This window comes from Empedobacter sp. R132-2, from assembly GCF_030324375.1.
In the GTDB taxonomy this organism is placed as follows: Bacteria; Bacteroidota; Bacteroidia; order Flavobacteriales; family Weeksellaceae; genus Empedobacter; species Empedobacter falsenii_B.
In genome coordinates this window covers 38,529-47,099 of the sequence record NZ_JACAGG010000022.1, presented here as the reverse complement: position 1 = coordinate 47,099, position 8,571 = coordinate 38,529, and the positions used below count along the sequence as shown (strand labels likewise).

General features: G+C 27.7%; 6 protein-coding genes. 4 read left to right on the top strand and 2 right to left on the bottom strand.

The genetic code is table 11. The annotated features are described in order from the left end of the window. Window positions 1–378: 378 nt before the first annotated feature. The 3 genes from HXZ69_RS10680 (at window position 379) to HXZ69_RS10670 (ending at window position 3,162) form a co-directional block, all read left to right on the top strand. A complete protein-coding gene (locus tag HXZ69_RS10680) occupies window positions 379–873 on the top strand; it encodes a hypothetical protein (protein WP_038330389.1) in 495 nt (164 codons plus the stop codon). A 320-nt stretch (window positions 874–1,193) separates the two neighbouring features. Continuing rightward, window positions 1,194–2,492, top strand: a complete 1,299-nt coding sequence (locus tag HXZ69_RS10675; protein WP_038330387.1) for an AAA family ATPase — start codon at window positions 1,194–1,196, stop codon at window positions 2,490–2,492. Further along, entirely contained in the window at window positions 2,476–3,162 is a 687-nt protein-coding gene (locus HXZ69_RS10670) for an RloB family protein (protein WP_038330386.1), read from the top strand. The genes HXZ69_RS10675 and HXZ69_RS10670 overlap by 17 nt, the downstream gene beginning before the upstream one ends. Window positions 3,163–3,327: 165 nt before the next feature. Here the strand turns inward: HXZ69_RS10670 and HXZ69_RS10665 are convergent, their stop codons facing one another. Then, window positions 3,328–3,948: a master DNA invertase Mpi family serine-type recombinase gene (locus HXZ69_RS10665; protein WP_038330384.1), complete on the bottom strand. Its 621-nt coding sequence runs from the start codon at window positions 3,946–3,948 to the stop codon at window positions 3,328–3,330. 122 nt (window positions 3,949–4,070) lie between these two features. Between HXZ69_RS10665 and HXZ69_RS10660 the strand changes: the two genes are divergently transcribed. Then, on the top strand, window positions 4,071–4,679 hold the full coding sequence (locus HXZ69_RS10660) for a TaqI-like C-terminal specificity domain-containing protein (protein WP_221854693.1): 609 nt from the start codon (window positions 4,071–4,073) through the stop codon (window positions 4,677–4,679). Here the strand turns inward: HXZ69_RS10660 and HXZ69_RS10655 are convergent. Further along, a complete protein-coding gene (locus HXZ69_RS10655; RefSeq protein WP_286495930.1) occupies window positions 4,663–8,388 on the bottom strand; it encodes a DUF7149 domain-containing protein in 3,726 nt (1,241 codons plus the stop codon). The genes HXZ69_RS10660 and HXZ69_RS10655 overlap by 17 nt on opposite strands. Between the last annotated feature and the right edge of the window lie 183 nt (window positions 8,389–8,571).

Sequence of the window (8,571 nt, the reverse complement as noted above, 5' to 3'; positions counted from 1 at the left end):
ATTTTTTATTCCTTTCATAATTGTAAGATAAGTATTATATACCTTTTCTTACTCTGGAACTTTCGTTAGGATATCCATTTGTTATTTATACGAAAGAATAGATATAGAGAGTTTTTTACGAAACTTGACTATATTTTACTTCGTAAATTACGATGATGTGACGCAATTCTCCGCTATGCTACGAATCGCGTCACATCGGTTGACGGATTACATCCGATAATGTACACATTTCATCGCTATCGCTCCGAACTGCGTACATCATCGAATTTGCTAAATAAAAAATACACGCAACTTCGTTGCTATATTTTTTATTTAGCAAATCCGTCAACCGTTAGCAGCAAGCTTTCTAAAACATTACTCTAAAATAATATTACTTTTATGTTTGAATTAATTTGGATTTTATTAAATATAGCAATATTTATATATTTCTTATTTATATGCTTTGAAGTATTAAAGTATATTAAAAACAAAATAGGAATTCTAAAAACTGTAATTTTAACGATTGGATTAATTTCTATAATTTCACAAAATTCATCAAATGAATATAATTTCATTGACTTATCAAATAAATCTAATACATATACAGAAAAGTTTAAAATTGATGAATTAATTGAAAATAAAATTATCTCAAAAATAAATCTATCTATATTCTATATTAAGAAAGATAATGAAATAAAATTTACAGATGTAAAAACAGAAAAGTTAGGTATTATTGGTGGTACAGAATTGGAAATTCATTCTATAGCTTTTAATAAAACTGAAATTAGTAAACAATACAATTATCGTTTGTATGCATCAAAAATATGGAAAATTCTTGGGTTTAGAATTTATACAGAAAGTAAAGAATATGACGGCGAGTTTATAATAAAATGATAAAAGCCAGCAGCTAACATAGGTAATTGTTGCACAACTCCAATTTTAGCTACAAAAACACAATATAGTACAAATAACAACCTCACTAAGTGTTTTAAGCGAGGTTTTTTGTATTACACAACAAGGTGTAAAATATAGTTTTTTTTATATATTTGAGTTTAATTTTACGAAATTTTTCTTATTATTTATTTCGTAAATTACGATGTTAGCGAAATACTTTAAGTATAAACATCCAAATTATTTAACATCCAAATATAGTACATATCCCAAAGCTTATTCTTATATTTGTAAAAAAAATACAAATTTTAAAATAAGAAGAAATGATTGAAGAATTTAATTTCGGAAACTTTTGGTCATTTAAGGATGAACAAACCTTAAATATGACTGCTGCAAAAATTAAATCATTTCATCCGTCAATTGATAAGCGTAATGTAATTGAAATTGATGATAAAATGTCATTAATTAAATCCAAAGCAATTTATGGTGCAAATGCTAGTGGTAAAAGTAATATTATTAAAGCATTAGTTACTTTTATTCGTATTGTAACATCATCTGTAAAAGACGATAAAATTTTAAATATTATTGAGCCTTTTAAATTATCAGTAGATAAATTAAAAGAGCCAACTTTTTTCCAATTGGTATTTAGAATTAAAAATATAAAATACAGATATGGATTCGAGGCAGATGAAAATTGCATTAAAAGTGAATGGTTATTCTATACTCCTAATAAACGAGAACAAACTTTGTTTATTAGAGAAGAACAAGAAATTCTAGAAGTCAATGATAAGCATTTTGAAGAAGGCAGTAAATTCATTTCGTTACTTGACGACGATGAAAATACTATTTTTAGAACTAATTCTTTGTTCTTAACATCATTAGCTTCATTTGGCTTTGGTAAAATGTCTAAATCAGTAATTAAAGCAATTTCTTCAATTATTGTGATCAATGGTTTAGGGCATAGTGGTATGTACTCAGCTGCTGGTGATGCATTGGATGATTTAAATAAAAAGAAATTTATTTTAGACTTTTTAAAAAATGCTGATACGGGGATTAATGATATTGAAAATATTGAAATAACTAAAGATAATTTACCAGAAGATGCTGATGATGATTTAAAAAAAGAATTTAAAAAGGGAAATATCATCGTTTCTAGTCGTAGTCAATATGAAGGAAATAAAAAAGTTGGCAACGTTCCATTTGTATTAAGTGGACAAGAATCAGAAGGAACTATCAAAATGTTTGAATTAAGTCCATTCATCTTTAATGCATTAAATGAAGGTCGCACTTTAATTATTGATGAATTTGATTCAAGATTTCATCCACTTTTAACTAAAAAAATTGTTGAACTTTTCAACTCTGAATCAAATAAAAATTCACAATTAATTTTTACAACTCACGATACAAATCTCTTAAGTTCAGAAATTTTACGAAGAGACCAAATCGACTTTGTAGAAAAAGACAAATATGGTGCAAGTCATTTATATACTTTAGTTGAAATTAAAGGTGTTAGAAACAATGCATCTTTTGAAAAGGATTATATTCAAGGTAAATATGGAGCTATTCCATTCTTAGGTAATTTTTCATCTCTATTAAATTTTGATTATGCCGAAACCAACTAGAGCTGTAAAAAAGACAGATAAGAACAAAGCTTGGAATAGAAAAGCTAAACCAAGTAGTTATCAAATAGAAACTATACCGATAAGAAAATCTATTTTAATAGTTTGTGAAGGCCAAACTGAAAAATTATATTTTGAATCATTTCCAGTTCTAGGTTTGAAGGTTGAAGCTGTAGATTTGGGAGGTCAATCAAAAACTAAGCTAGTTGATAGCACACAAAAAATAATAGAAAGCTCAGAATATGAATATGATGAAGTATGGTGTGTATTTGATATGGATTTTAAAAATGGTGCTGATGAATATGCTGATTTTGACAATGCAATTGAAAAAGCAAATACACTAGGTAACGAAGTTGCATATTCAAATGATTCTTTTGAATTATGGTTTTATTTACATTATAATAAAATCGAAGCTCAACAATTAAGAACATTTTATTATGAGCAATTGAGCCAAAAATTTGGTATTAATTACGAAAGAGAAGGAAAAAAATATGCATTTTGTCAAAAAGTTTATTCTATTCTATTAAATGATGAACATGCCTCTCAAGAAAGAGCAATCAAAAATGCTGATGAGTTATATGAGAGTCAAAAACATTTGATATATCATAAACAAAATCCAGTTACAACAGTATATAAATTAGTACAAACTCTGAATGAGAATGTAAGAAAATAAGTTCTTCCGCTAATAACTAAGCTTTCTTCTAGCCCGGAGGGGATGAGATGTTTTGCAAAATTATTTAAGACAGAAAATAATAAAATATAAACCTCGCTTAAAAACTCTAGCGAGGTTTTTTTACATTAATAACTAAAAATATAGTTAGATAATTTAGATGATTCCCTAAAAATCTGATTTATATGCTAATACTTCTGGGTTGTTTTTTATAAAAGATGTTACTGTTAATCTATGGACACCTAATATGCGACCGATGGCACTGTATGAAACATTCTTTTCTAATAACTCTTTAATTTGTTTTTCTTGCCCTGTTAATTTCGTTTTAGACGACTTTCTGCCTTTAGGGCGTCCAAGTATAACACCTTCTGCTTTTTTGCGTGCTAAAGCTTCTTTGGTACGTTGAGAAATTAAATTACGTTCTATTTCAGCAGAAAGACCAAAAGCAAAAGCTAATACTTTTGAATTAATGTCGCTACCTAATCTGTAATTATCTTTAATAGTCCATACTTGTATGTCTCTATTCATACATTCGTTTAGTACCCCCATTATCATTAGCAAGTTACGTCCTAAACGAGATAATTCGGAACATACTAAAATGTCGCCAGGTTTCATTTTTTTTAATAATTTACCTAATTTACGATCTTCTACTTGCTTGGCTCCTGATATTGTTTCTTCTATCCATTTGGTTACGAATAATTGTTGATTATCGCAGAACTGATTGATCTCGAATCGTTGATTTTCTACTGTTTGTTTGTCTGTACTTACTCTGATGTATCCGTAAATCATTCTTCATTTAATTTGATGCAAAAATGATGAGAAATTGTCTAAAAAAAATAAAGACTATTTTTTTATACAGAAATGAAACTACTTTAATTATTCAATAAAAAACTGATTAAAATAATCGACCTATTTTACGAGGCAGGGACATCAAAAAATACAGTTATGATTTTGCTGATTTATGGTTAATTACGTCCCATAATGGGATCAAAGAAAAGGGCATAAAACCAATAGATATAAATAATTACCCTGCGATTAAAGCACATTTAGATCAATTTTATTCTCAACTTGAAAAAAGATCAGATAAAGGAGATACACCTTACAACTTAAGGAACTGTGCTTATATGGACGATTTTTTTATGCAGAAAATCATATGGAAAAGAATAGGTTCTATTATACGATTTTCTTTCGATGAAAATCAAAATTACGGACTTGACAGTACTTGTATCTTAACAGGTAATATTAATCTTAAATATTTAGTTCTATTATTGAATTCTAAAATAGGGCATTATCAACTACGTGATGCACCCAAAACAGGAACTGGTGATTTACTTATTAGTGTTCAAGCTATACAACCTTTAAAATTTCCTTTATTTGATAATAAAGATGAATCAAAAGTAGATGATTTATATAATGGGATTAAGAATCAAAGAAAGAATATTGAATCAGATATCAATTATTTTATATATCAAAAATTTGAGTTTGATTCAAATGAAATAGAATTTATAGACTCTCAATAAATTCTATTTCATTTTCATTTAAATTATATAGATTATACAATAAATTATCAATTTTTAAATCCAATTCATCTGTTTTAATTTCATTATTTCTGTATTTATCAATTAGTACATTAATTTCATAATTGATATTATTTGAAACTTCTAATACTTTAATTTTTTCAAAAAAAATCTTACTTAATTCTCTAGTTCCCCCTTGAAGTTCTGGGAAGTTATCCTTAAAACAACATTTAAAAATTTTAGAATTAAAAAATGCAGTCAGATAAGCTATATTTTCACCTGTGATAATAAAACATTTTTGATTTACATAAACACCATCTAAGTCATATACAAAAGGTAAAAATTTTGTCATATTAGGATATATAATTTTTTGTATAGAAAAATCGTCCCAATAACTTATACTATCTTGGGTTTCAAACCACTTATTATTTGTCTTTTTTCGACATCCTTTATCTCCAGTTTGTTTTAATCTATCGTATCCAAAACTTAAAAGATGCTCTTTTACAGCAGGATATAGTTCAATATCTATTTTTAGGCTAGGATAGGTTGTTATAATGTATAAATCCGCAAAATCATAAGAATAACGCTTAATATCACGTCCACGTAGTAACGGTCGTATAATTTCGGCAGATTTTGGGTCTTGCTTAATCAGTTCTTCACGCTTTTTTCCATCAATAATAAAGGCATCATTAAATCCAGTTTTAATCCCGTAATTTATTCTAATATCCCAATCCTTTAAAGGTGTGCCAACTGCCTCAATTTTAGCTTTTATGCTTTGCTCTATAGGTGATAAAACTACCCAACTGTCAGATGAATTGAAGTCGATTAATGTTTGGTTTTGTCTAAAATAATCCCCCAAATTATTTATTACTTTTTCTTTTACGATACAAGCAAGAGTTCGGTATTGATTCTGTTGTTTTTTAAACATTAGAATATTAGTATCAACTGTTGCAGAATCAAATATTTGAATTCCTCCAAAATCAATTAAGACTTTAGGATTTGTTTGCTCAATAAAATATTTTCTTAAACTCTCTCCATAGGCAGCACGCATCCACTTATTGGAAGTAATAAAAATTAAGCATCCATTTTGTTTTAAAATATTATTTCCTAATTCGTAAAACAAACTATAGATGTCTCCCGTTTTTGCAAATGAAGCATAATTTAATTTTTGAAGCATATTACTTGCTTCTTTCATTTTTTGTAATTGAATATAAGGCGGATTCCCGATGATGACATCAAATCCTAGGTAAGAACCATCATCTGCTAATACTTCAGGAAACTCGAAGCGCCACTCGAAACTATTCTGAAACATGACATTGTCCAAAATTTCTTGTTTCTCTTTGGTTAATTTCTCTGCTTTTAGTTTCAATTTTTTTAAATTGTCTCTATCTGCTTTTTTAATCTTTTCTCCGAATAATGTTAAGTTATCTAAGCGTAATTTTTCGTTTTCATATTCACCTACGGCTTTAGATATTTTTTCTTTGATTTTAGCATCTAAAGTTGTTCTAAAATTATTTTTGATGTTTCGGATAATGGTTTCTACTTCAGCTTTTTTTGCTTTACTATTCGTGTGTTTGTACTCACTAACTGCAGTTTTATAGTCGTTTATTGAATATGTAACTTCTTTATTTTTAAACGCTTGTTTTAAACTGTCGTCTAACTTAAATCGGTGAACTAACGAATTACCACATTTAATATTGATATCGATATTTGGTAATGTTTGCAATTCGCCTTCAGTTGTGTAATATGCATTCTTTAACAGCTCTATCCATAGACGTAAACGACAAATATTTACCGAATTGGGATTGATGTCTACACCAAATAAACAATTCTCAATTAGGGTTTGTTTTTCATGAAACAATGTTTTTTGAATATGAAGACTATTAACATCTTGTCGATTATACTCGAATAATTCACCCTCGTTATAAGCAATATATAACTCATCATTTTCTATTGAAACTTCACACGGTATTCTTTCACCTTGTTCATTAGAAAGGATTCCTAATTCACTTTTTACAGCAATTAATTCATTTAAAGCAGAAACTAAAAAGTGCCCAGAACCTACAGCGGGATCACATATTTTTAAAGTATTGATGGTGTTATTTAATTTGATTCTATCCTCTTTTTTAAAGAAACTTTGACAATAAGCTTTTACATCTTCAAAAGTTTCGATAGAATGATGGTATTCTGCTTTGAATTTATCTACCACAGCCTCTCTAATCGCTTCTTTACACATAAACATTGTAATGTACCCAGGTGTATAGAATGAGCCGTCTTTGTATCCATTAATTTTCTCGAAGATTAGACCCAAAACCGAAGCATTAATTAAGGTTTTTCCATTTTGTTCATCTTCAATATCTGTATTGGCATCAGCCGAAAAATCGTATGAATCTAAAAATCGGAAGATATAATCGAGCGTATTTAATTTACCATTTAATTTTTTACCGTTATTATCTTTTAAAATTGTACCTGAAAAAACTTGCATTTCTTCATCTTTCAGTGCAGTAATATCAAATGTTAAACGCTCCATTTCACTATGTTCAAACAAACTACTGTTTAGATAAGGGATATTCTTGAAACGTTCCTTGTTTTTATCGTGTCTTTCATTTAATGGTCTTGCTAATGCTGAAAAGAATAAATCGTTTAAAGCATCATAACCATTTAGAAAATTAAAATTTAAGAATTTGTATTCTTTGGATTTGTTATAACTGACTAACTGTGATTCTAGTAATTTAAGAAATAGAATACGGTTGATCCAATTAATACATAACTCTAACCCTACATTGAAAGCTTTCTCTGGAGAATTTGGTATATTCGTTATACGATCTAGATAACTTTTATCTTCTAATGTATAAATTGTATTTTCTAGTATAGAAGCATAATCACGTTCTTTAGGATCTTTTCTTACAATTATCTTTTTAGACCCTGTTTTCTCTTTTATTTCTTCTAAACCGATAATATGAAGTAACTCTTTATAGAAATCATTGTTTAGCTTATTACTATCATTACCAAATGATTTACCTAATAAATGCGTATCAGAAAATAATTTATATAGGTTACTAATTTTAGTATCATTGTATTTTGTTATTTCTTTCGTGTCTAATTTAATGTGTACATAGGGAAGTTTGTCTTTTACCTTCTCAATATAAATTGCGGCTATTTCTTTATAGAATAGCTCGTTTTTAGCAGTGTCTTTTAATCCATCACGGAAACGCGCATATTCTTTTATTAATTCTGTATTTTTATAAAAATAATCGTAAAAGTCTTCCCCTTTGAAAAAGAACCATTCAATCCCATTGGTAACTATAATTTGCTTTATGTTATTATTCTTATAATCTATGCGTTCGCGTAAATAATATAATAAAACTTCTTGTAACGCTTTTTTATTGATATTATTCGTTGAAATAAATTCGGCTTTATTACTCGGTCTTTTGGCTTCTATAATAACACCAACATCACTTTTAGCTGTCTTATCTAAATAAATAGCTAAATCAATTCGATCTTTGGTATTGATTAAATTCTTTTGATAAAATGTATTGGTTAAGAACTTCTTTATAGGTTCTTTTAAATGTTCTTCAGATTCATTTCTACTATCACTAATTCCAATCGATTCTAAGCAAGCTAATAATTCAGATTTGAAATTTTCAACTTCTTTGCGGATTGGCTTAAATTGGCGATAAGCGGGATTTAATGCTTTAACGATAGATATCATTTCATATTAGTTTAGTTATTAAATATAACAATATATCTATAAAGAAATAAAATTTTAACATATAAAACTATCTAATAATTACTTATAAAGTTTAGTGTTTTTAAATATTTATCTCTATAATAATATTGTTATAATATTTTGGCCGCATCAAGAATGAATAAAACTAAGATTTATATCAAAAAT

What these genes read in the sequence shown, in the direction of transcription:
- HXZ69_RS10665 (WP_038330384.1), bottom strand. Translation starts at nt 3,948, where the DNA reads ATGATTTACGGATACATCAGAGTAAGTACAGACAAACAAACAGTAGAA.
- HXZ69_RS10675 (WP_038330387.1), top strand. Translation starts at nt 1,194, where the DNA reads ATGATTGAAGAATTTAATTTCGGAAACTTTTGGTCATTTAAGGATGAA.
- HXZ69_RS10680 (WP_038330389.1), top strand. Translation starts at nt 379, where the DNA reads ATGTTTGAATTAATTTGGATTTTATTAAATATAGCAATATTTATATAT.
- HXZ69_RS10670 (WP_038330386.1), top strand. Translation starts at nt 2,476, where the DNA reads ATGCCGAAACCAACTAGAGCTGTAAAAAAGACAGATAAGAACAAAGCT.
- HXZ69_RS10655 (WP_286495930.1), bottom strand. Translation starts at nt 8,388, where the DNA reads ATGATATCTATCGTTAAAGCATTAAATCCCGCTTATCGCCAATTTAAG.